The organism is Flavobacterium gyeonganense (assembly GCF_029625295.1).
In the GTDB taxonomy this organism is placed as follows: Bacteria; Bacteroidota; Bacteroidia; order Flavobacteriales; family Flavobacteriaceae; genus Flavobacterium; species Flavobacterium gyeonganense.
In genome coordinates this window covers 549,492-571,444 of the sequence record NZ_CP121112.1, presented here as the reverse complement: position 1 = coordinate 571,444, position 21,953 = coordinate 549,492, and the positions used below count along the sequence as shown (strand labels likewise).

The following is a 21,953-nucleotide window of genomic DNA, read 5'->3' as shown; positions in this document are numbered from 1 at the left end:
ATTTTTAATTTTAGAATCGCATTTTCTAAATAGTGTCTCATCTTTTATTTAATTTTACGATTTTAAAGCTAATTTTAATGAATTATACAAAAGAACAGATTTTAGCATATTGCAATGAGTTTTCGAAAAATACCTTGATGGAAACGCTAAAAATAGAATATATTGACGCCGGAGAAGATTTTTTGACCGCCAAAATGCCTGTAAATCCTGCTGTTCATCAGCCTATGGGATTACTTCATGGCGGAGCTTCCGTTGCTTTGGCTGAAAGTGTTGGCAGTGCTGCTTCTCATTTTTTTATCAACGCAAAAGAGCAGGAAGTACGCGGAATAGAAATTTCAGCAAACCATTTAAAAAGTATTCGTGAAGGAGTTGTTTTTGGAACAGCCCGCATAATTCACAAAGGCAGAAGCCTACACCTTTGGGAAATTAAAATTACTGATAAATCCGGAAATCTGATTTCGCTTTGTAAATTGACAAATATTGTTTTAGAGAAAAAGAAAAGTGAATAAAATATGAATCCATTTTTCTTAAAAATTAAAAAACATAAAGCACAAAACTTACCTTTTGTGCTTTACTCAAAACCGAACACGTCGAATATTATTGGACTTTTACAACATAATGATATTTTATTTAAAGTCTCAGATTACAGTGAAAAAGGATTTATTTTTGCTTCTTTTGATGAAAAACAATTGATTTTAATCCCGGAAAATGAGTCGGAAATTATTATTGCTGATAAACGAATAACAATAATAGAATCGATTGAAATTGACGATCCGGATTTTAGTTCTGATGCGAAAAAGCAATATGAAGATTTAGTTTCAAAAGGAATTGAGGCAATTAAAAATGACGAATTCAAAAAAGTAGTTTTATCCAGAAGTGAAATTGTAAATCTAACCGAATTTGATTTTGTAACTACATTTCAGCATTTGATTCAATTATACCCGACTACTTTTACGTATTGTTTTTATCATCCTAAAGTTGGTTTTTGGATGGGCGCAACGCCAGAACAACTGCTGAAAGCAAACGGAAATATTTTTGAGACAACAGCTTTAGCCGGAACACAAAAAGCAAATTCTGAAACTGAAATTCTCTGGCAGCAAAAAGAAAAAGACGAACAACAATACGTAACCGACTTTATAGTGAAACGACTTCGGGAATTTGCAGCTTCGGTTGTGGTTTCAGAACCTTATAGTTTCAAAGCTGGATCAATCTGGCATATTAAAACAGATATTTCGGGAGTTTTAAAAGATAACTCGACTTTAAAAGAAGTAATTGATACGCTTCATCCAACACCGGCAGTTTGCGGATTGCCTAAGAAAAAAGCAAAAACCTTTGTTTTAGAAAACGAAAATTACGACAGAACTTTTTATACCGGTTTCCTTGGTGAATTAAACAGCAGTTTTTTAGAAGACAATGCAAGTTCTGATTTATTCGTAAATTTACGAAGTATGCAGATTCAGGAAGATAAAGCTATTTTGTATATGGGATGCGGTATTACGAGAGAAAGTATCCCTGAAAAAGAGTGGGAGGAAAGCGTCAATAAATCGATGACGATGAAAAGGGTTTTAAAAAAATAGTTTCAAGTTTGAAGTTTCACGTTCTGTGAATAACTTGAAACGTGAAAACTGAAACAAAAAAAACAAAAAAACAAAAAAAATGAAATTAGATATATTAGCCTTTGGAGCACATCCTGACGATGTGGAATTAGGTTGTGCGGGAACCATTTTAAAAGAAGTATCACTTGGAAAAAAAGTAGGTATTGTTGATTTAACACGAGGAGAATTAGGTACGCGAGGAACAGCAGAAACCAGAGATCAGGAAGCAAAAGATGCGGCAAAGATTTTAGGGGTTGTGGTACGTGAAAACTTAGCTATGCGTGATGCATTTTTTGTAAATGATGAAAAGCATCAATTGGAAATTATTAAAATGATTCGCAAATATAAGCCTGAAATTGTTTTATGCAATGCAATTGACGATCGCCATATTGATCACGGAAAGGGAAGTAAATTGGTTTCTGACTCTTGTTTTTTATCGGGATTAATGAAAATTGAAACTTCATTAAATGGAGAGAAACAGGAAGCCTGGAGACCAAAAGTGGTGTATCATTATATTCAATGGAAAAATATCGAACCTGATTTTGTTGTAGATATTACCGGTTTTGAAGAAAAGAAAGTAGAAGCAATCCTGGCGTATAAAACCCAATTTTATGATCCAAATTCTAAAGAGCCTGCAACACCAATTACAAGTAAAAACTTTCTGGAAAGTTTAAATTACAGAGCACAGGATCTGGGAAGGCTTGTTGGTAAAGAATTTGCAGAAGGTTTTACTGTAGAAAGGTGTTTGGCAGTCAATAGCTTAGAAGATTTGATATAAAAAGGTGCATTTTTTTTTAATTTTTTCTTTGTAGAAGTAAACCTTTGTTATATATTTGCACTCGCTAAGCAGAAATGCTGGTTAAATGGTGGTTGTAGCTCAGTTGGTTAGAGTAGCGGTTTGTGGTGCCGCGGGTCGCCGGTTCGAACCCGGTCAGCCACCCATAAATTTAAAGCCTTGAAGAAATTCAGGGCTTTTTTTGTGGAATAAATTTTTTCGATAATTGTTGCCTGATTTTTAAGAAAGCAAATCCATTCCCAAATGTATTGGGGTTCATTTTAAGAATGAAGCCAAAACACTGTTTAAAAAAAAGACTGTCATTTTAGACAGTCTTTCCTTTTTTATACTTTAACTAATAGTAAACATTCTTTTAATTCTGGTTTTTCGACGATAAAGTGTAATAACCATTCTTGCAATTGTTCCATTTCGTAAGGTAACAGTGTTTTAATAGCTTTTTCTAATTCTTTACAAAAAAGTACCGGGTCGAAACTGACTCTTTCGAGTATTGATTTCGTGTAATCAAACATCATTTTTGACATAATAAAATAAGATTTTGGGGGGTTATCTCTATTTTTAAACTTGAGCCAAATTTAAACAAATATCATATATAAAAGATATTTTTAACTTATTTTTTTTAAAATATTAAGAGCGAATACGTTTTCTTACTGAATATAAATCAATTTAGATTTATTATAAATAAGATTGTGTGAATTGTTTTACAGCTCTAAACATTTCTCTTTTTCCAGGAGGACCTGCTAATTTTTCAACTGAAAATCCGGCTTCAATCATACTTCTTTTAACAACTCCGCGGGCAGCATAAGTAACTAAAACACCATTTGGTTTTAAACTGTTGTACATTTTCTGAAAAATTTCGGTACTCCACAATTCAGGCTGTACTCTGTAACCAAAGGCATCAAAGTAAATTAAATCAAAAGTTTCAAAATCGTCTATTTCATGAAAAAATTGTTTTCTTTTCGTTAATGAAAAATCAGGAGTGATATTGTTTTTCTGATTCCACTCGCAATCGTGCATCTTCTTAAAAATGTTTTCAAAAGAATCGGCTTCTAATTCTGAAACATAATTCATGGCCAAAACTTCTACGGAATCAACGGGATAGGCCTCTACACCGGTATATTCAATAGTTTGCAGTTGTTTGTTTGCTTCAAGAAAAGTTATAAAAGCATTTAAGCCTGTTCCAAAACCAATTTCCAGAATACTTACCGGTTTGCCTTCAAACAGGTTCAGACCGTTCTTTATAAAAACGTGTTTAGCTTCCTGAATAGCGCCATGTTTCGAATGATAACATTCGTCCCATTCCTGTAAATGAATTGTGGTTGAGCCATCTAGGGTTTTAATAATTTCTCTTTTCATTACATCCTGAATTGATTATTCGATTTTGAACTAAATAATATGTTTTATGCCAAATTTACTTAAAACAAATGCGTAAAGCCCTAAAAAACTAAGCTTTTTTCATAAATTCTTTATAAAAACCAGTTAAAATTTTAAGTTTATTACAATATAAATAAATCGCAGTTAAATGAGGGAATTAATGGTTTTTTGGCAAGTATTTTATATAATTTTACTTAATTTTGCCTTCAATAAATTCTATTTTATATCATATCATCACTTTAATAATGTTTATTTGGTGATGAAAATTAAGTAAAACTTACATTATTATGAGTACAACTCAAGCAAGCAAAATTGAAATCAGAAAAGCCACTTCTTCTAAAATTAGTAGTGTAGACTTTGAAAACTTAAGCTTTGGTGCTGTATTTACAGACCATTTATTTGAATGTGATTTTAAAAATGGGGAATGGCAAACACCGGTCATTAAACCGTATGCTCCTATTTTAATGGATCCGTCTTCTAAAGTCTTTCATTATGGTCAGGCAATTTTTGAAGGAATGAAAGCTTATAAAGATGAAAATAATGATGTTTGGTTGTTCAGACCTGATGAAAACTACAAGCGTTTTAACAATTCAGCGGTGCGTATGGCAATGCCGGAAGTGCCTGAATCTGTTTTTATGGATGGTTTGAATGAATTATTGAAAATTGATAAAGACTGGATTCAGAGAGGAAACGGAAGTAGTATGTACATTCGTCCTTTTATGATTGCTACAGGCCCGGGAGTTGTGGCTAACCCATCTGACGAATATAAATTTATGATTTTGCTGTCCCCTGCAAAATCTTACTACGCAGGTGAAGTAAAAGTAATCATTGCAGAGCATTACAGTAGAGCCGCTAATGGTGGAATTGGTGCTGCAAAAGCTGCAGGAAATTATGCTGCTCAGTTTTATCCAACGAATCTTGCCAACAAAGATGGTTTTCAACAGGTAATCTGGACAGATGATGCAACACATACTAAACTTGAAGAAGCCGGTACAATGAATGTATTCTTTAGGATTAACGATACATTGTTGACTGCGCCTACAAGTGAAAGAATTTTGGATGGTATTACCAGAAAAAGTTTAATTGCTATGGCTGAAAAAGAAGGTCTAAATGTTGAAGTTCGTCCTGTTATTGTTTCAGAACTGGTTGAAGCAGCTAAAAATGGTTCTTTAAAAGAAATTTTTGGAGCAGGAACGGCTGCTGTTATAAGTGTGATTAAAGGATTCTCTTATCAGGATGTTTATTATGAGATGGCTCCAATCGAGAATTCATACGCTTCATTTTTAAAAGAAAAATTGACTAATCTTCAAAATAAACTTGCTGAAGATACTTTTGGCTGGACTGTAAAAGTTCAATAGTTTTAAAGAAGATTTTTATAAAAAATAAACCCGACATTTTGATTGTCGGGTTTATGTTTTTATAAAAGTTTCGAAAAATCAGGTTTGAAATAATTAGGACCCTTCATTACTTTTCCGTCTTCACGATAAATAGGCTGTCCGTCTTCGCCTAGTTTACTCATATTGCTGCGTTGGATTTCATCAAAAACGGCTTCTATTTTATCCTGTAATCCGTGTTCGATAATGGTACCGCATAAAATATACATCATATCTCCAAGAGCATCAGCAATTTCTACCAAATCATTGTTTTGTACAGCTTCGAGATATTCTTCATTTTCTTCTTTCATTAAATTATAACGAAGTAATTTTTTAGTTTCTCCAATGTCGGCAATAGGAGTCTGGCTGTGGCCAATTTTAAAAGCAGTATGAAATTCGGTTACTGCATCAAGCTGTTTTTTCATTTTTTTATTTTATTAATTGGATAGGCAAATTAGCAACAATTCATATACAATTCTCTAAATTTGCCAAAAATAATTTTCAACTATGTTTAGTCAGGGACAATTAATATTCGCAGTCTGTTTTTTTATTGCATTTGTAATCGTAATGATTTTTGCTTATCGAAAAGATCTTGCCTTACACAAAATTTTCTACAAAGGAAATTATAAGGTGTTAATTGGTTTTCTGCTTTTTATCGTTATTTTGTTTTTAATCAAATTCTTTTTTAAAAGATAAGATTATACTTTAAACTTTTAAAAAACGTTTGTTGTATGTTCTGATGTGATATAATAAAAAGAATCGTTTTTATTTTTTTGTTATTCATAACACAGCAATAAATTTATAACTTTACGACACCAAACAGCCTACACAATGAAAATTCTAAAATATCTTTTTCTTCTACTATTATTAAGTTTTATTGCTCTAAGTGTTTTCATAGCTACTCAAAAAGGTTTTTTTACTGTTGAGAGAAGTAAGGTGATTAATTCACCCAGAGCAACAGTGTATCATTATGTAAATGATTTTAGGAATTTTGAAGATTTTGAATCATGGGCTGTTGAAGATCCGTCAATAAAAATGTCATTTCCGGAAAAAACGGTTGGAAACGGAGCTTCATTTTCATGGGAAAACAGCGAAGGAAAAGGAACTGGAATAACATTGCAGGCAAAAGAAGGGGAGCGTATTCATCAGAAAATCAGTTTTGATGGCACAGATGCAGATGTAAATTGGATTTTTAAGGATACCCTTAACGGAAAAACAAAAGTTACCTGGAAAGCAAAAGGTGAAATGAGTTTTTTATTTAAAATTTACACTGTTTTAAATGGCGGTTCTGATAAAATTATAGGAACCATGTATGAAAAAACGCTTGTTAATATTGATAAGAATCTTGATTACGAAACTAAAACTTATGCCATAAAAGTAAATGGTGTTGTAAAAAAAACAGAAAGTTTCTATATAAAGCAGACTTTTACAAGCGAAATTCAGAAAGTAAATAAAAATGCCAGGATTGTTATTCCAAAATTAATAGAGTTTAGCAAAACAAATAATTTATATACAAGCGGAAAGCCTTTTATCATTTATCATACCTATGATACAAAAACAAATCTGGCGAAAATCTCCATTTGTTTGCCTATAAATAAAGAGATTTTAACAAGTGCAGGAAGTGATATTTTATCTGGAAAATTAAACAGTTTTGAAGCTGTAAAAACCACTTTAAAAGGAGATTATTTACATACTAATGAAGCAATTTCAAAAACGACAGCTTTCATTAATAAAGAAAAACTTGTTCCGGATTTAAGCTGGTCGCATCTTGAAATTCTAACAGCGGGTAAATTAGATGTTAAAAGTTCTTCTAAACTAATAACTGAAATTTATTATCCGATCATACCCAAAGTAAAACCTGTTGTAGAGGAAGCTCCTGTTTACAAACCTGAAGCTGATCCGGCTGTTCAAAAAACCACGACTGATCCGGCTGTAAAGAAACCTGCAGTAGCACCTCCTGCTAAAACTAAAGCTGCAGAAGAGGAGGATTCAGAGTTTTAAAAAAAATATAAAACCTGATTAAACCTTTTGTAATAAATTCATTCAAACTAACAAGATAGCGAAAAGACTTGACAAACGAGAAGGAATTTATAGCACAATTATTAAATCCTGAAACGCAAAATGCTGCGTTTCATATACTCTTGGCAGAATATCAAAAACCGTTATATTCCCATATTCGGAATATTGTTCTCAATCATGATGATGCTGACGACGTTTTGCAGAACACCTTTGTAAAAGTATTTCAGTATCTGAAAAATTTTAAAGGAGAAAGTAAACTTTTTTCATGGATGTACCGAATTGCAACCAATGAAGCGCTTACTTTCTTAAGCCAGAAAGCAAAATTAAATGGTTTGACATCAGAAGCTTTACAGAACAAAACCATTGAAAATTTAAAATCTGATACTTATTTTGATGGTGATGAAATTCAAATAAAGCTTCAGAAAGCTATAGTTACATTGCCTGAAAAACAGCAATTGGTTTTTAAAATGAAGTATTTTGAAGAATTAAAATACGAAGAAATATCAGAAATTCTGGGGACATCAGTAGGTGCGTTGAAGGCTTCTTATCATCATGCCGTAAAAAAATTGAATTATATGTTACATCAAATTAAACCTTTTGTTATAAAATATATCTTATAAACATTATGGAAACATTTAAATTAGAAAACGAACCTAAAATAAAACCGGGATTTAAAACTCCGGATCATTATTTTGATGATTTTTCAGCAAAGGTTTTACAGCAAATCAATGAAAGGGAAGTGAAAGTGATTCCGATTTACAAACGTAAAAAGGTTATTGCGATGATTGCGGCTGCAGTAGTTGTTATTGCATTAATGATTCCGATAGTAAATAATTACAATAAATCAAAAGAACTTGATGAGGCTACTTTAGAAACATATTTATCGTATCAGTCTGGTATAAATCAATATGATTTAATCCGTGAATTAGACACTAAAGATATTGAAGCAATAAATAAGAATGTGGTTCTTGAACAGGAAACACTTGAAGATGTTTTGTCTTCAAATCCAAACATTGAAAATTTAATTTCAGAATAAAAATAAAAACTATAGAGATGAAAATCAAAAATATACTGCCCATAGTACTGTTTTTAGTTAGCTTTTCATTTTATGCACAAAGTGAAAAAATAGATGAAAAACGCGAAAAGATTAAAGCTTACAAGGTGTCTTTCTTGACTACAGAATTGGAACTTACATCAAATGAAGCTGAAAAATTCTGGCCAATTTATAATGCTTTTGATGATAAGCAATATGAATTACGTCATGAAAAAATGAAAACGTATTTTCGGAAATTAAATGATGACAGTGTTAATTCGCTTTCAGAAAAAGAAGCCGCAACGCTTTTATCGCAAATTGAAAGTACAGATAAAGAGTTGTATTTTTTAAGAGAAAAATATATGAGTAATCTTCGTAAAGTGCTTTCTGCTAAAAAAATATTGAAATTAAAGAAATCAGAAGATGATTTTAATCGAAAGTTATTGAAACAATATAAGGAAAAAGGAGGTAAAAACTAAATGAAAATATAGCGTCCCCAAATACCACAAAGAACAACAGCGATAAGACCCCTATATAATAATACTTACTTTATTATTTAGGGGTCTTGTTATTTTTATTTAAAACGAAGTCTGATGACTTTATTGTACCCCGCAGCAATTGCAGTATTTCTGTTAATAAAACGAATCGTAAAAAGTTTCGTATCTGTAGATAATTGTGTCCAGTTGGCACCCCCATTTTGAGAATACTGAATTCCTTCAGAACCAACACAGATAATTTCTTTGCCATTTCCTCCAGGTACATACTGCACACATGATGCATATCCAAAACCCATGCCCTGACCAATTAGTTCCCATGTTTTGCCACCATCTGTTGTAAAAGCTTTGTTGTCTTTTTTTGGTTTGGAAGTTCATAATCACCTCCTGCAATAAATCCATGTTTTGAATCGTAAAAATCTGCTGTGAAAATCCCAGCCATTGCTTTTCCCTGGATAATAGGAGTTTCGATTACCTTCCAGGTTTTGCCTTTATCGGGAGAGTAGAAAACTCGTGATTTTTTTCCTCCTGAAACCAGCCAGGTGTCATCTCCTTTTATAACAATATTTGAATTGCTGGCAGCAAAAGCTGTTTCGCCTTTGGCATTGGTTGGTAACTTATCTGATAATAATTTTGCCCAGGTTTCTCCTCCGTCACGGGTTATAATTACTGAAAAAGTATCTTCTGTTGGATCACCAATAGCAATTCCTTCTTTATCATTCCAAAATTGCATACTGTCGTAAAAGACTTTCTCATTAACTTCTTTGTAAACTAATTTTACTTTTTGTGTTTTTTTAGAAACGGAATAAAGTAAAGCCGGATTTCCGACACTCAACAAGAAGACATCTTTTGAAGTTTGAGCGATGCTTCTGAATTCTAATTTTAAGGTATCACGATAAATATGCTCCTCAAATTTCTCTTTTTTATCTAAATCATAATATCCAAAGCGGGAGTTATCGGCACCATACCAAACTTTATTTTTGTCAATAGAAATTGCCCTGATACTGATTTTGTCCTGAAATAAGGTGTCTGTCTCCATTGATGTAAAACCGCCATAGGAAGCTGTTTTGTTGTTGTAATTCAATGGTTTAAAAGATAGAAATAAAACAAAGACACTACAAAATAACATTACTTTTTTCATATAAGCTAAGATTTAGTTGTTGCTAAAATACAATTATTTACAACAAGTAAAATATATTTTGTTTTTTTTCTGGCACAGTAATTGGATATTCCAGAATATTAATCTTAATATGATTTGCCATGAAAACCAAAATACTTTTTTTAGCTTTAGTAGCTATAGGTTTAAGTTCTTGTGCAGTACAAAGCCAAACGACTGTTTACGCAAAAAACTCCGATATCAGTGATAATTTAGATTTAAGGGCTGTGGCTTCTATTTTTGGAGAGTCAGCTAATCTTCAGGATTTTGAAAGACGTTTAAATGATCCGAAATATCAAATTTCAAATCTTGATTTGAATAATGATGATCAGGTTGATTATTTACGTGTTATTGAAACTGTAGAAAACAGAACTCACGTCATTGTCATACAGTCGGTTCTTGATCGTGATGTTTATCAGGATATTGCGACTATTGATGTAGAAAGGGATAATTATAATAAAGTAAGTATTCAGGTTATAGGGAACAGTTATTTTTACGGGCCAAATTATATTTATGAGCCGGTTTATAACGTAACACCAGTTATTTATTCATCATTCTGGGTTACAAACTACAGACCTTATTACTCTACGTGGACATGGAATTTTTTTCCAACCTATTACGTAGCATGGAGACCTTACCCAATTTATAGATATAGAAGAAATGTGGATGTTTGTATCAATGTAAACAATCATTATAATTATGTAAATAACAGAAGAAGTTACAGAGCGCCTGTAATATATGAATCCAGACGTTCTTATGGATATGAAAGACAATATCCTGACCGTAGTTTTTCTCACAGACATTCGAATGTAAGCAATAGATATGATTTAGATCAAAGACGTGTTGCAAGCAGAGAGAATAACAGAAACCAAAATGGTTACAGCACTAATAGATCTAATTCTGGAAGAATTTCTACAGAAAACAGAAATTCAAACAGAAGTTATAACGATAACAGAAATATGTCTGACAGGAACTATAATTCAAACAGAAGTGCTTCAGACAGAAATAGTAATCCGGTGAGAGTTGAAAATAATCAAAGGTACGAGTCCAAAAACAATTCTAATGATAATAGAAAGACGTCTGACAGAAACTTTAATTCAAACAGGGTAGCTTCCGGAAGAGATAATACGGCAACTATTAATAGCCCGGCAAGAGTTGAAAACAACTCAAGAAATGAGTCAAGAGGAAATTCTAATGAATACAGAATGAATTCTTCAAGGGGTAACTCTGAAAACAGAATGGGTGAAAACAGAGCGGCTTCAAGCCAAAGGGCAGAATCTTCGAGAGGTGGTTATGCTCAAAACAGATCGTCATCTGAAAGCAGACCTTCAAGACCGGAAGCTTCGCAACGTTCTGAGTCTCCAAGAGCAAGTCAGGAGTCAAGAGGAGGAGGGAATTCACAAAGAGGAAATACTTCAGAGTCAAGAGGTGGCGGAAGAAGAATTTAATATTAAAAATAAACTTTTTAAATCAAAAAAAGGCACAATCGAGGGGTTGTGTTTTTTTTGTTATTTTAAATTATAATTGGCGCTAATTTATTTTAAAAGAGTAAATTTGCAACCGTCTTTTATAAAATTATACATGAGCGCAGCGCATAAAAACTTACACAGTAAGTTGTCTATAGGTGGTTTGTTGATTACATTAGGGATTATTTATGGAGATATTGGTACTTCTCCATTATATGTGATGAAAGCCATACTTGGTGACCATTCTATTGATGCAGATATTGTTTTAGGAGGTATTTCCTGTGTTTTCTGGACATTAACCCTTCAAACGACTATTAAATATGTACTTATTACTTTAAGTGCTGACAATCATGGAGAAGGAGGTATTTTTGCATTATATGCCTTAGTCAAGAAAACCAAAATAAAATGGCTGATTGTACCTGCTATTATAGGTGGTAGTGCTTTATTGGCAGATGGAATTATTACACCGCCCATTTCAGTTTCTTCTGCGGTTGAGGGAATAAAAACATATTACCCTGAAATAAATACAATACCAATTGTTATTGGAATTTTATTTGTATTGTTTACAATTCAACAGTTTGGTACTAAGTTAGTTGGTAAGTTTTTTGCGCCAATGATGCTTATTTGGTTTGCAATGCTTGGAACTTTAGGAGTCGTTCAGATTTTAGATCATCCGGAAGTTATTAAAGCCATTAATCCATATTATGCTTACCATTTATTATCGATACATCCTGATGGTTTTTTTGTATTAGGATTTGTATTCTTATGTACTACAGGAGCAGAAGCATTGTATTCTGATATGGGACATTGCGGAAGAAAAAATATTAGAATTAGCTGGGTTTTTGTAAAGTTGACTTTAGTTCTGAATTATTTTGGTCAGGCAGCTTATCTAATTCATCACGAAGGACAGACTCTGCAGGCATTAGGGGGGAGAATGGTAATCCGTTTTACTTAATTATGCCCAACTGGTTTCAGCCTGTAGGTATTGTAATAGCAACTTTGGCTGCGGTTATTGCATCCCAGGCACTTATCAGCGGTTCATTTACTTTGATAAATGAAGCGATGCGATTGAATTTCTGGCCTAAAGTAAGAATCAAATATCCGACTGAAGTTAAAGGACAATTGTATATTCCGTCCATTAACTGGTTGTTGTTTTTTGGCTGTGTCGGAATTGTTTTGCACTTTGAAAAGTCAAGTAATATGGAACATGCCTATGGTTTGGCAATTGTACTGTGTATGATTATGACAACCATTTTATTGAATTATTATCTAATAATGAAAAGAGTGAAGCTCTATTTTATGGTTCCTCTAATCACCATTTATTTAGTAATTGAAGGCTGTTTTTTACTTGCCAATATTACCAAATTTGCAGAAGGCGGTTATGTAACCCTAATTATTGCTATAATGCTGATTTCGGTAATGACCGTATGGTATGTAGCCAAGCAAATTAATAAAAGCTATACTAAAATTGTTAAAATTGACGATTACAAGAAAGTTCTGATGGAGCTGAGTGAAGATTTATCGATTCCTAAATATGCAACGCATTTGGTTTATATGACAAATGCAAACCGTGTTGATGAATTAGAGCAAAAAGTAATGTATTCGATTTTGCAAAAACGTCCAAAAAGAGCAGATATCTATTGGTTTGTACATGTAAATATTCTGACGGAACCATATAAAACACAATATAAGGTAACAGAAATAGCTAAAGACGATATTTACAGAATTGATTTCAATTTAGGATTTAGAGAACCAACGAAAATCAATTTGATGTTTAGGGAAGTTATTCGGGATATGGTTAAAAATGGAGAGGTTGATATTACCAGTCGTTATGAATCGTTGAATAAAAACAATATTGTTGGGGATTTCAAATTTGTGTTGTCTGAAAAATTCCTGTCAAATGACTCCGATTTATTATGGCACGAGAAGATAATTATGAACTCCTATTTCTTAATTAAAAAATTAAGTTTGTCTGAAGAAAGTGCTTTTGGATTAGATAGCAGTTCAGTAAAAATTGAAAAATTCCCAATGGTGCTTCATGCTCCGGAGAATATAGGTTTAACGAGAATTATTAAATAAACATTTTACAAAATAAATTAAAAACACTCTTTTAAAATTTATCAGAGTGTTTTTCTTTTTAATGAAAGTTAAAATAACAGCTAAATTAAAAATTTAACTTTCAATCAATTAATAGTACCTTTGCAACTCAAATAATTAAAATGAGATTACACAGAAATTTAGTTTATACTACCATCGATTCTTTGAATGCTATTTTCAATGAAGGGGAATATGCGGATAAAGTGGTAGCAAGAGCCTTAAAAAAAGACAAACGTTGGGGAAGTTCTGACAGGAAGTTTGTTGCTGAAACGATATACGAAATTGTTCGTTGGAAAAGATTATATGCTGAAATTGCGGAAGTTAAAGAACCTTTTGATAGAGATAATTTGTGGAGAATGTTTGCAGTTTGGGCCGTTTTAAGAGGGTATCCAATTCCGGACTGGAGACAATTAGAAGGTACTCCTGAAAGAAAAATAAAAGGCCGTTTTGATGAGCTTTCAAAGGTTAGAGCTTTAAAAGAATCTATACCTGACTGGATGGATGAATTAGGTGTAAAAGAATTAGGCGAAAAAGTCTGGTCAAAAGAAATAGCTGCCCAAAACCAACCTGCAAAAGTTATCTTAAGAACTAATACGCTTAAAGGAACTAAAGAAAGTCTTAGAAATACATTGATGGATTTAAATATTGAAACAGAATATTTAAAAGATCAGCCTGAAGCTTTGGTTTTAAAAGAAAGAGCAAATGTGTTTTTGACAGATGCGTTCAAGCAAGGACTTTTTGAGGTTCAGGATGCTAATTCACAATTGGTTGCCGGTTTTCTGGATGTAAAGCCAGGAATGCGTGTAGTAGATACTTGCGCCGGAGCAGGGGGAAAAACATTGCATATTGCTTCTTTGATGGAAAACAAAGGACAATTAATTGCAATGGATTTGTATGAGAGTAAACTCAAGCAATTAAAATTAAGAGCCAAAAGAAATGGTGCTTTTAATATTGAATATCGTATTATTGATACGACAAAAGTGATTAAAAAACTGCATGAAAAAGCAGATCGTGTTTTGATTGACGCACCTTGTAGCGGATTAGGGGTGTTAAAAAGAAACCCGGATTCTAAATGGAAATTACAGCCTGAATTTATTGATAATATCCGTAAAGTTCAGTCTGAGGTTTTAGAAAGTTATTCTAAAATTGTAAAACCAGGCGGAAAATTAGTGTACGCAACATGTTCTGTTTTGCCTTCTGAAAATCAGGAGCAGGTGGAGAAATTCCTTAAAACTGAAATCGGAAAACAATTTACTTTTATTGAAGACCGTAAATTGCTGGCATCAGATTCAGGGTTCGATGGATTTTATATGGCGCTGTTAGAACGCAAAAAATAATATATAAATTTCTAAATATTTAAAATCCCAAATTCCAACTTTAAAATAAAAATGGAGTTTGGGATTTTTTAATTGGAATTCATCAGGCTAAACTTGGTTTACGCAGCAGTTTTCCGTTTTCATTTTCCTTAAATTTCGGAATAAAAACTATTTCTTTTGGTTTTTCATACTTGTCTAAAGCATCAAAGAAATCTTCTTGAAGCACTTGTTTCTCACCTTCAATGACCAAAATTAATTTTTCACCTAAAAGAGAATCCGGAATCCCTGTAACAAAAAATCGGGAATTGATTTTCCCTGTCAGTTTTGCTTCGATTTGTTCAGGAATTAATTTTACGCCGCCGCTGTTAATCACATTGTCAATTCTTCCTAAAAAAGTAAATTGGTTTTCTGCTATTAATTCTACCAGATCATTAGTAATAATTGGTTCTTTAGAAATAGCAGGAATAGTAATTATTAAACATCCTCGATTGTCTTTTGCAATTTTTCCATTTGGAAGAACAGTAAAAACTTTTTCACCTGTTTTTCTGGCTGCAATATGAGTAATGGTTTCGGTCATTCCATAAGTTTCATATATTTCCGTTTTTAAAGACAGCAGTTTTTCTTCTAATTCGGCATCCATTTTTGCACCGCCCACTATGAGTTTTTTTACTTTTTCTAAAGCTTTAATGGAATTTTGTACTTGCAAAGGCACCATTGCCACAAAATCATATCTTGTTTTATTAAACGATAAAGGTTCTGTGCTTGGTTCTATAATATCTAAATCAAGCCCCAAAATTAAGCTTCTTACCAGCATCATTTTACCTGCTATAAATTTTACAGGAAGGCAGAGTAATGCTTTGTCTCCGGGTTTTAAACCAAAGAAATCACCTGTCGCTAAAGCAGATTGTATCATCGCTTGCTTTTGTAACCGAACTAATTTTGGAAGCCCCGTAGTTCCTGATGTTCTCATTTCGATGTACTCTTTTTCATCGAACCAGTCTAATAAGAATTCCCCAATTGCCTGTTCGTTAGGATCGCCTTCTTTAATAAAACTGTAAGCTACACTGCTGAGCTCGTCTCCATTGAGGTGATATCCGTTTATTTTAAAATAATTATGAACGTTTTTATGTGTTAATTGAATCATGACTTAATATTTGATTATTTCAGTAAGTGTTATATCGCCTGTTAACTTTTCTTTCCAGTTTTTCCAGTTGTATTTTTTACTAAAAATAAAAAGTAAAATAGGGTAGATAATGACTATTGGGAAAATAACATCAAAACCTGCTGAAGGCTCAGACAAATCTATAAAGACAGAATGAGTTTGAAAAACGGACCAATCTGAAGTTACCAATAAAGCACCAATCAGATTGTTTGCAGCATGGAAACCCAATGCTAGCTCCATTCCTTCATCCATTAAAGTAATCATTCCTAAAAATAAACCGGTGCCAATATAATAAAACATTATAATGTTGCCCATTTTGGTTACTTCCGGATTAAACCAGTGCATAGAACCAAATATAAGTGAAGTCATTACTAACGGAAACCATCTGTTTCGCGCTAAACCAGCAAATCCCTGCATAAGATAGCCCCTGAAAATATACTCTTCAGTGCTGGTTTGAATCGGAATTAACAAGGTTCCGATAACTACCAGAATCAGGAAAGGAACAGGTTTGAAATTCAAAACAAATTGTTCAGGAGATTGTAAGTAGACAAACAAAAAGCTTGCTATGGAAAATCCTGCCCATAAAAAAAATGAAAATAAAATACGCTTGATATCAATTGTTCTTCGGGAGGTTGTAATGGATAGAATACTTTGATTATGAAGATGTCTAACTACATAAAAAGCTCCTGCTAAAGCAAAAGCAAATGATATCATAAGCAGAAATAAAGTAAGATTAGGTTCAAATACTTTCATGGCTGAATCGTTATCAGACGGAATTGCGGTTTTATCTGTAAAACTTTTGTAAACTAATGCGACAGTGAAAGGAATCTGACCAACAAACGAAGCAATTATGATGACTACAGACCCTAAAATATACTTTCCAAAGCTATTTTCAGGCTTAATTCCCTGTTCTAAAAACATGTATTTAAAATTTAAGATTAGAATTGAATTTAATAAGTAAATCTTATTTTTGGGGGTAGCTAAAATACCTTTTTTAAATTCAATTATCTTACAACATTTAAAAAAAAATACAATGATACAAATTTATCATAATCCCCGTTGCGGAAAATCAAGGACCTGTCTGGCTTTTGTAGATGAATCAAATCAGGAATATGAAATTATCCCTTATCTTACGGAGACGCCTTCTTTTGAGGAATTAAAAAAATTGATCGGGAAATTAAATTTCAAACCAATTGAGCTTATCAGAACAAAAGAGAAAATCTGGATTGAAAACTATAAAGAAAAAACATTAACTGATTCAGAAATTATTCAGGCTATGATTGAGAATCCGATTTTGATTGAAAGACCAATCGTAATTAAAGACGGAAAAGCAATTATTGGCCGGGATATGGAAAAAGTTGCTTCTTTTTTAGAAGGAATATAAAACGGTATATTAACATTTTTTTGTGATTTCCTCTTTTAAACCAAAGGTTATATTTGTGGTCTAAGAGAAAAAGATATATCAGAAAAATAATGAAAAAATTCAGATTTGCGATATTGATCCTGTTAGTATTTTCGGGATTAAGGATTTATGCACAACAACCACCCTCGGGTCAGAACAAAGTAAAAATTAGTGGTAAAGTTTTAGAGAAAATTTCAAAACAGCCACTTGAATATGCTACAATTTCTATTACAGCTGCAAATGACCCTAAAGTGATCGCAGGTGGAATTACAAATCCAAAAGGGGAATTTGAAGTAGCTGTTGCACCCGGGACTTACGATATAAAAATTGAATTCATTTCGTTTAAGTCAACTGATATCAAAGGGAAAAATATTTCTGACGATACGAATTTAGGAGTAATTAATCTCTCTGAAGATGCAGCACAACTGAATGAAGTTGTGGTTCGCGCAGAAAAGTCAACTGTAGAAATTAAATTAGACAAAAAAGTTTACAACGTTGGTCAGGATATGATCGTAAAAGGTGGAACAGTAAGTGATGTGTTAGAAAATGTCCCTTCGGTTTCTGTAGACGTTGAAGGAAACGTAAGTTTGAGAGGAAACGAAAATGTCCGAATTTTTATAGATGGACGTCCTTCAAATGCATTAAATATGGCAGAAGCTTTAAGACAGATTCCGGCAGATGCCATTGATAAAGTTGAAGTAATTACAAATCCATCTGCTCGTTATGATGCTGAAGGAGGTGCGGGAATCCTGAATATTGTTCTGAAAAAAGGTAAAAACTTAGGTTTAAACGGAAGTTTTATTGTCTCAGGCGGAGTTCCTGAAACCTATGGAGCAAGTGCCAATTTGAATTTCAAAACAGAGAAAGTAAACTTTTTTACTTCTACCGGATATGATTACAGAACTAGTGAAGGAGCTGGTGTAACCAATTCTACCAATATTAAAGATAATCAAATTATTGGATATACCGATGAAGACAAAGACACCGAACGTCTGAGAAAAGGAATATCGACAAAAACAGGTCTCGAGTGGACAATAGCGCCTAATACATATTGGACAAATGCTATAAGCTACAGAGATAATAGCGGCTCTAATAATGATTTGGTAAATTATAATTCTTTTGATCCGAATCGTGTATTTACTTCAACACGATACCGCTTAAGTGAAGGGAACGATACAGGAAGGGATTTTGAATATTCATCTAATTTCCTGAAAAACTTCAACGATAAAGGTCATAAATTAACGTTAGATTTTTCATATTCTAAAGACAAAGATTCGGATAATGCGTATATCACCGATGAGACAATCGGAAGCGGTCAGCCTGCAACTATCGACCAGACTTTTAATAATCAAAACCAGGAACAGTTACAGCTTCAGGCTGATTATGTCTTGCCATTAAAAAACGGAGGCCAATTCGAAGCAGGTTATAAAGGTAACTTTAATTTTATGGATAATGAATATAGTGTTAAGACTGATAATCAGGGAAATCCAATTAGTGGTTATCTTTCTAACACTTTAGAATACAATGAGCGCATTAATTCATTTTATACGCAATATGGTTTTAAGGTTAATAGATTTTCTTATTTGTTTGGTTTGCGTTGGGAGGATACAGTTATTGATGTTAATTTATTGGATACGCCAAGTTATAATACGAAAAAATATAATAATTTCTTTCCAAGCGCATTCGTAAATTATGAAATATCAGATGCAAGCAGTGTTTCTTTGAGCTACAGTAAGCGTTTGTCAAGACCACGAGGACGTTTCCTGAATCCGGCGACAAATTATTCCAGTAATATTAACTTGTTTAGAGGTAATCCGGATTTAGATCCGTCATTTACTGATAAATTTGATTTAGGTTATTTAAAACGTTGGGAAAAAGTAACTTTTAGTACTTCGCTATTTTATGAATACACTACAGATGTGTTCTCATTTGTCAGAACTGAAACAGGACAATTTGTAGGCAATAATCCGGTTGTTTTAAGCAGCCCGATTAACCTGGCAAAAGAGCAGCAATTTGGTTTTGAATTTACATTGAATTACACGCCGTTTAAAATCTGGAAAATAAACAGTAGTTTTAATCTTTCAGATGTCAAAACAACAGGAAGTTATACGTATACAAATACCCAAAGCGAAGAAATTACAACCAATTTAAACAATGAAACTTTCTCATGGTTTGGAAGAGTAAATTCACGTTTATCATTACCTTATAAAATTGACTGGCAATTATCCGGAATGTATTTTGGTCCAAGAAATACGGCACAGGGAAAAAGTTTGGGTAACTATGTAGTAAATACAGCATTTAGCAAAGATGTTTTAAAAGATAAAGGTACCATTGCTTTAAATGTAAGTGATCTTTTCAATTCAAGAAAAATGAAAAATGAAACGAATCTCTCAAGTGTGAATTCTTACAGTGAATTTCAATGGAGAAAAAGACAAATCAACTTGTCATTTACCTACAGGCTGAATATGAAAAAAACTGACAGGGATAAAAATACACCAAAGAATAATGGAAACGGCGGTGATGAAGGTGGTGAATTCCAGGGATAATATAGTTTAACTTCAAAAACTAAATTCCAAATTCCAATTTCACAGATTGGAATTTGGAATTTTATTTTTTAGCATAAAAAAAAGGACTCGTTTTCACGGGTCCTTTTTTATGAAATCAATTAAAGTTTAACTGACTGTTCTTCTTGTCTTTTCTTTGCTCTTTTCTCTTTGAACATTTCCCAGCTAGCACCCGTAACCCAGTAAGATACGAAACCAACTAAGAAAAACATCAACCAAAACCCTATAGTTAGTATGGTCAAGAAAAGTAAAAAACCTAAGTACTGTGAAAATTCAAACATGTTTTCCGGAATTTTTGAATGTAAGCACAAATGTAGGTTTTATATTTTTTCTTGCCAATAAAAACCAAATCAATTTTTCTAAAAGGACAATTATCGTTATATTTATACTCATTTTAAATAAGGATTTTTTTAAGTATTTAAAATAGAATAACAGGAGTGTTTTCAGGAGCTGTTTCCTGCTGTCCGCTATATCTTTACTGCCGAACCCCGGCAGCAAAGGATACCGCTTCCATCAGGGCTAAGACATTTGTTTTCAAAAGAAACTTCAGTTTTCAAATCTCACAAATAACATTTTAGATTTTTCAAACAACATATTACAAAATAACAAATGAAATACAGAATAGAAAAAGATACCATGGGCGAGGTCCAGGTTCCTGCCGATAAATACTGGGGTGCACAAACAGAGCGTTCCCGAAATAACTTCAAAATTGGTAATTCAGGATCAATGCCAAAAGAAATCATAGAAGGTTTTGCTTATCTTAAAAAAGCAGCTGCTTATGCCAATTACGATTTAGGAGTTTTGCCAATCGAAAAAAGAGATGCAATTGCAGCAGTCTGCGATGAAATTTTAGAAGGTAAATTAGATGATCAGTTTCCGCTTGTAATCTGGCAGACCGGTTCAGGCACACAAAGCAATATGAACGTCAATGAAGTTATTGCTAATCGCGCGCAGGTTCTCAAAGGTTTTGAAATTGGCGAAGGCGAACAATTCATCAAAGCCAATGATGATGTTAATAAATCACAATCATCCAACGATACTTTTCCGACCGGAATGCATATTGCAGCCTATAAAATGGTTGTAGAAACCACAATTCCGGGTATCGAACAACTGCATGCAACATTAGTAAAAAAAGCAGCCGAATTTAAAGACGTTGTAAAAATTGGCCGTACACACCTTATGGATGCAACTCCATTGACATTAGGACAGGAAATTTCAGGATACGCTGCACAATTAGCTTACGGTTTAAAAGCACTTAAAAACACTTTGGCACATTTATCAGAAATCGCTTTGGGCGGAACAGCTGTTGGTACGGGACTTAATACTCCAAAAGGTTACGATGTAAAAGTGGCCGAATACATTGCTCAATTTACCGGTCATCCATTTGTAACTGCCGAAAATAAATTCGAAGCTCTGGCAGCACACGACGCAATTGTAGAAACACACGGAGCTTTAAAACAATTGGCTGTTTCTTTGAACAAAATTGCCAACGATGTTAGAATGCTGGCATCAGGGCCACGTTCCGGAATTGGCGAAATTCATATTCCGGAAAACGAACCCGGGTCTTCTATTATGCCCGGAAAAGTAAATCCAACGCAATGCGAAGCCTTAACAATGGTCTGTGCTCAGGTGATTGGAAACGATGTAGCAATTTCGGTAGGAGGAATGCAGGGACATTATGAACTGAATGTTTTTAAACCTGTCATGGCTGCTAATTTTCTTCAATCGGCAAGGCTATTAGGAGATGCCTGTGTTTCATTTGACGAACATTGCGCTCAGGGAATCGAGCCAAATTACAAGCGTATCAAAGAATTAGTGGATAATTCGTTAATGCTGGTAACAGCTTTAAACACTAAAATTGGTTATTATAAAGCCGCTGAAATCGCTCAAACCGCTCACAAAAACGGAACTACACTTAAAGAAGAAGCTGTTCGTTTGGGATATGTAACCCCCGAAGATTTTGATGACTGGGTTAAACCTGAAGATATGGTGTAGGGGAGTTAAAAGTTATGCACTGAAGAGTAGTATTAAAACGGTAGAAAATGTTAAAGTTTCTACCGTTTTTTTATAACAGTTGATTAAAATCATCTATTGGATCATCTTCATATC

20 protein-coding genes, 1 tRNA gene and 2 pseudogenes are annotated in these 21,953 nt (G+C 33.2%); 16 read left to right on the top strand and 7 right to left on the bottom strand.

From position 1 onward, the window contains the following. Nucleotides 1-77: 77 nt before the first annotated feature. The 4 genes from P5P89_RS02285 (at nucleotide 78) to P5P89_RS02270 (ending at nucleotide 2,535) form a co-directional block, all read left to right on the top strand. Nucleotides 78-509 carry a PaaI family thioesterase gene (locus tag P5P89_RS02285; RefSeq protein WP_278010562.1) on the top strand — a complete coding sequence of 144 codons (432 nt, stop codon included), beginning with the start codon at nucleotides 78-80 and terminating at the stop codon, nucleotides 507-509. 3 nt (nucleotides 510-512) lie between these two features. After that, nucleotides 513-1,577: a chorismate-binding protein gene (locus tag P5P89_RS02280; RefSeq protein ID WP_278010561.1), complete on the top strand. Its 1,065-nt coding sequence runs from the start codon at nucleotides 513-515 to the stop codon at nucleotides 1,575-1,577. 79 nt (nucleotides 1,578-1,656) lie between these two features. Next, the gene (gene bshB1, locus P5P89_RS02275; protein WP_278010560.1) at nucleotides 1,657-2,373 is read left to right on the top strand and encodes a bacillithiol biosynthesis deacetylase BshB1; all 717 of its coding nucleotides are present in this window, start codon (nucleotides 1,657-1,659) and stop codon (nucleotides 2,371-2,373) included. 88 nt (nucleotides 2,374-2,461) lie between these two features. Beyond that, nucleotides 2,462-2,535, top strand: a tRNA-His gene (locus tag P5P89_RS02270). A 179-nt stretch (nucleotides 2,536-2,714) separates the two neighbouring features. Here P5P89_RS02270 and P5P89_RS02265 read toward each other — a convergent pair. Continuing rightward, on the bottom strand, nucleotides 2,715-2,912 hold the full coding sequence (locus P5P89_RS02265; protein WP_223683151.1) for a hypothetical protein: 198 nt from the start codon (nucleotides 2,910-2,912) through the stop codon (nucleotides 2,715-2,717). A 151-nt stretch (nucleotides 2,913-3,063) separates the two neighbouring features. Then, nucleotides 3,064-3,744 carry a tRNA (5-methylaminomethyl-2-thiouridine)(34)-methyltransferase MnmC2 gene (gene mnmC2, locus P5P89_RS02260; RefSeq protein ID WP_278010559.1) on the bottom strand — a complete coding sequence of 227 codons (681 nt, stop codon included), beginning with the start codon at nucleotides 3,742-3,744 and terminating at the stop codon, nucleotides 3,064-3,066. A 305-nt stretch (nucleotides 3,745-4,049) separates the two neighbouring features. On the opposite strand from mnmC2, the gene P5P89_RS02255 reads away from it, so the two are divergent. Beyond that, on the top strand, nucleotides 4,050-5,120 hold the full coding sequence (locus P5P89_RS02255; protein ID WP_278010558.1) for a branched-chain amino acid aminotransferase: 1,071 nt from the start codon (nucleotides 4,050-4,052) through the stop codon (nucleotides 5,118-5,120). Nucleotides 5,121-5,179: 59 nt separating this feature from the next. On the opposite strand, the gene P5P89_RS02250 is transcribed toward P5P89_RS02255, so the two are convergent. Then, a complete protein-coding gene (locus P5P89_RS02250) occupies nucleotides 5,180-5,560 on the bottom strand; it encodes a nucleoside triphosphate pyrophosphohydrolase family protein (RefSeq protein WP_278010557.1) in 381 nt (126 codons plus the stop codon). Between the two features lie 82 nt (nucleotides 5,561-5,642). On the opposite strand from P5P89_RS02250, the gene P5P89_RS02245 reads away from it, so the two are divergent. The 5 genes from P5P89_RS02245 to P5P89_RS02225 all read left to right on the top strand — a co-directional run bounded on the left by P5P89_RS02245 (nucleotide 5,643) and on the right by P5P89_RS02225 (nucleotide 8,666). After that, entirely contained in the window at nucleotides 5,643-5,831 is a 189-nt protein-coding gene (locus P5P89_RS02245) for a hypothetical protein (RefSeq protein WP_223683155.1), read from the top strand. A 135-nt stretch (nucleotides 5,832-5,966) separates the two neighbouring features. Then, on the top strand, nucleotides 5,967-7,136 hold the full coding sequence (locus P5P89_RS02240; protein WP_278010556.1) for a transcriptional regulator: 1,170 nt from the start codon (nucleotides 5,967-5,969) through the stop codon (nucleotides 7,134-7,136). A 68-nt stretch (nucleotides 7,137-7,204) separates the two neighbouring features. Next, a complete protein-coding gene (locus P5P89_RS02235) occupies nucleotides 7,205-7,774 on the top strand; it encodes an RNA polymerase sigma factor (protein ID WP_278010555.1) in 570 nt (189 codons plus the stop codon). Between the two features lie 5 nt (nucleotides 7,775-7,779). Further along, nucleotides 7,780-8,190 carry a hypothetical protein gene (locus P5P89_RS02230; RefSeq protein ID WP_278010554.1) on the top strand — a complete coding sequence of 137 codons (411 nt, stop codon included), beginning with the start codon at nucleotides 7,780-7,782 and terminating at the stop codon, nucleotides 8,188-8,190. Nucleotides 8,191-8,207: 17 nt separating this feature from the next. Then, nucleotides 8,208-8,666, top strand: coding sequence for a sensor of ECF-type sigma factor (locus tag P5P89_RS02225; protein ID WP_278010553.1), 459 nt, complete (start codon nucleotides 8,208-8,210; stop codon nucleotides 8,664-8,666). A 95-nt stretch (nucleotides 8,667-8,761) separates the two neighbouring features. Here P5P89_RS02225 and P5P89_RS02215 read toward each other — a convergent pair. Continuing rightward, a pseudogene (locus tag P5P89_RS02215) lies at nucleotides 8,762-9,822 on the bottom strand (WD40/YVTN/BNR-like repeat-containing protein). 119 nt (nucleotides 9,823-9,941) lie between these two features. Here P5P89_RS02215 and P5P89_RS02210 point away from each other — a divergent pair. The 3 genes and pseudogenes from P5P89_RS02210 (at nucleotide 9,942) to P5P89_RS02200 (ending at nucleotide 14,737) form a co-directional block, all read left to right on the top strand. Further along, nucleotides 9,942-11,285: a hypothetical protein gene (locus tag P5P89_RS02210; protein ID WP_278010550.1), complete on the top strand. Its 1,344-nt coding sequence runs from the start codon at nucleotides 9,942-9,944 to the stop codon at nucleotides 11,283-11,285. Between the two features lie 133 nt (nucleotides 11,286-11,418). Next, nucleotides 11,419-13,382 (top strand): annotated as a pseudogene (locus tag P5P89_RS02205) (KUP/HAK/KT family potassium transporter). 140 nt (nucleotides 13,383-13,522) lie between these two features. Then, a complete protein-coding gene (locus P5P89_RS02200; protein ID WP_278010549.1) occupies nucleotides 13,523-14,737 on the top strand; it encodes an RsmB/NOP family class I SAM-dependent RNA methyltransferase in 1,215 nt (404 codons plus the stop codon). A gap of 82 nt (nucleotides 14,738-14,819) precedes the next feature. Here the strand turns inward: P5P89_RS02200 and P5P89_RS02195 are convergent, their stop codons facing one another. Beyond that, complete coding sequence (locus tag P5P89_RS02195; protein WP_278010548.1) at nucleotides 14,820-15,860, bottom strand: AMP-binding protein; 1,041 nt, start codon at nucleotides 15,858-15,860, stop codon at nucleotides 14,820-14,822. Between the two features lie 3 nt (nucleotides 15,861-15,863). Continuing rightward, on the bottom strand, nucleotides 15,864-16,799 hold the full coding sequence (locus P5P89_RS02190; protein WP_278010547.1) for a CPBP family intramembrane glutamic endopeptidase: 936 nt from the start codon (nucleotides 16,797-16,799) through the stop codon (nucleotides 15,864-15,866). 112 nt (nucleotides 16,800-16,911) lie between these two features. Here P5P89_RS02190 and P5P89_RS02185 point away from each other — a divergent pair, with 112 nt between their 5' ends. Continuing rightward, on the top strand, nucleotides 16,912-17,262 hold the full coding sequence (locus P5P89_RS02185) for an arsenate reductase family protein (protein ID WP_278010546.1): 351 nt from the start codon (nucleotides 16,912-16,914) through the stop codon (nucleotides 17,260-17,262). Nucleotides 17,263-17,351: 89 nt separating this feature from the next. Continuing rightward, nucleotides 17,352-19,826 (top strand): TonB-dependent receptor, encoded by a 2,475-nt coding sequence (locus P5P89_RS02180; protein WP_278010545.1) that lies wholly within the window; start codon nucleotides 17,352-17,354, stop codon nucleotides 19,824-19,826. 119 nt (nucleotides 19,827-19,945) lie between these two features. Here the strand turns inward: P5P89_RS02180 and P5P89_RS02175 are convergent, their stop codons facing one another. Beyond that, a complete protein-coding gene (locus P5P89_RS02175) occupies nucleotides 19,946-20,125 on the bottom strand; it encodes a hypothetical protein (protein WP_078226371.1) in 180 nt (59 codons plus the stop codon). Nucleotides 20,126-20,453: 328 nt separating this feature from the next. On the opposite strand from P5P89_RS02175, the gene fumC reads away from it, so the two are divergent. Then, nucleotides 20,454-21,839: a class II fumarate hydratase gene (fumC, locus tag P5P89_RS02170; RefSeq protein WP_278010544.1), complete on the top strand. Its 1,386-nt coding sequence runs from the start codon at nucleotides 20,454-20,456 to the stop codon at nucleotides 21,837-21,839. Nucleotides 21,840-21,953 lie beyond the last annotated feature (114 nt).

Bases quoted from the DNA above. Each gene is read 5' to 3' on its own strand.
- P5P89_RS02265 (WP_223683151.1), bottom strand. From the start codon at position 2,912: ATGTCAAAAATGATGTTTGATTACACGAAATCAATACTCGAAAGAGTC.
- P5P89_RS02185 (WP_278010546.1), top strand. From the start codon at position 16,912: ATGATACAAATTTATCATAATCCCCGTTGCGGAAAATCAAGGACCTGT.
- P5P89_RS02195 (WP_278010548.1), bottom strand. From the start codon at position 15,860: ATGATTCAATTAACACATAAAAACGTTCATAATTATTTTAAAATAAAC.
- P5P89_RS02250 (WP_278010557.1), bottom strand. From the start codon at position 5,560: ATGAAAAAACAGCTTGATGCAGTAACCGAATTTCATACTGCTTTTAAA.
- P5P89_RS02230 (WP_278010554.1), top strand. From the start codon at position 7,780: ATGGAAACATTTAAATTAGAAAACGAACCTAAAATAAAACCGGGATTT.
- P5P89_RS02245 (WP_223683155.1), top strand. From the start codon at position 5,643: ATGTTTAGTCAGGGACAATTAATATTCGCAGTCTGTTTTTTTATTGCA.
- bshB1 (WP_278010560.1), top strand. From the start codon at position 1,657: ATGAAATTAGATATATTAGCCTTTGGAGCACATCCTGACGATGTGGAA.
- P5P89_RS02200 (WP_278010549.1), top strand. From the start codon at position 13,523: ATGAGATTACACAGAAATTTAGTTTATACTACCATCGATTCTTTGAAT.
- P5P89_RS02280 (WP_278010561.1), top strand. From the start codon at position 513: ATGAATCCATTTTTCTTAAAAATTAAAAAACATAAAGCACAAAACTTA.
- P5P89_RS02210 (WP_278010550.1), top strand. From the start codon at position 9,942: ATGAAAACCAAAATACTTTTTTTAGCTTTAGTAGCTATAGGTTTAAGT.
- P5P89_RS02175 (WP_078226371.1), bottom strand. From the start codon at position 20,125: ATGTTTGAATTTTCACAGTACTTAGGTTTTTTACTTTTCTTGACCATA.
- P5P89_RS02240 (WP_278010556.1), top strand. From the start codon at position 5,967: ATGAAAATTCTAAAATATCTTTTTCTTCTACTATTATTAAGTTTTATT.
- P5P89_RS02180 (WP_278010545.1), top strand. From the start codon at position 17,352: ATGAAAAAATTCAGATTTGCGATATTGATCCTGTTAGTATTTTCGGGA.
- P5P89_RS02255 (WP_278010558.1), top strand. From the start codon at position 4,050: ATGAGTACAACTCAAGCAAGCAAAATTGAAATCAGAAAAGCCACTTCT.
- P5P89_RS02190 (WP_278010547.1), bottom strand. From the start codon at position 16,799: ATGTTTTTAGAACAGGGAATTAAGCCTGAAAATAGCTTTGGAAAGTAT.
- P5P89_RS02225 (WP_278010553.1), top strand. From the start codon at position 8,208: ATGAAAATCAAAAATATACTGCCCATAGTACTGTTTTTAGTTAGCTTT.
- mnmC2 (WP_278010559.1), bottom strand. From the start codon at position 3,744: ATGAAAAGAGAAATTATTAAAACCCTAGATGGCTCAACCACAATTCAT.
- P5P89_RS02285 (WP_278010562.1), top strand. From the start codon at position 78: ATGAATTATACAAAAGAACAGATTTTAGCATATTGCAATGAGTTTTCG.
- fumC (WP_278010544.1), top strand. From the start codon at position 20,454: ATGAAATACAGAATAGAAAAAGATACCATGGGCGAGGTCCAGGTTCCT.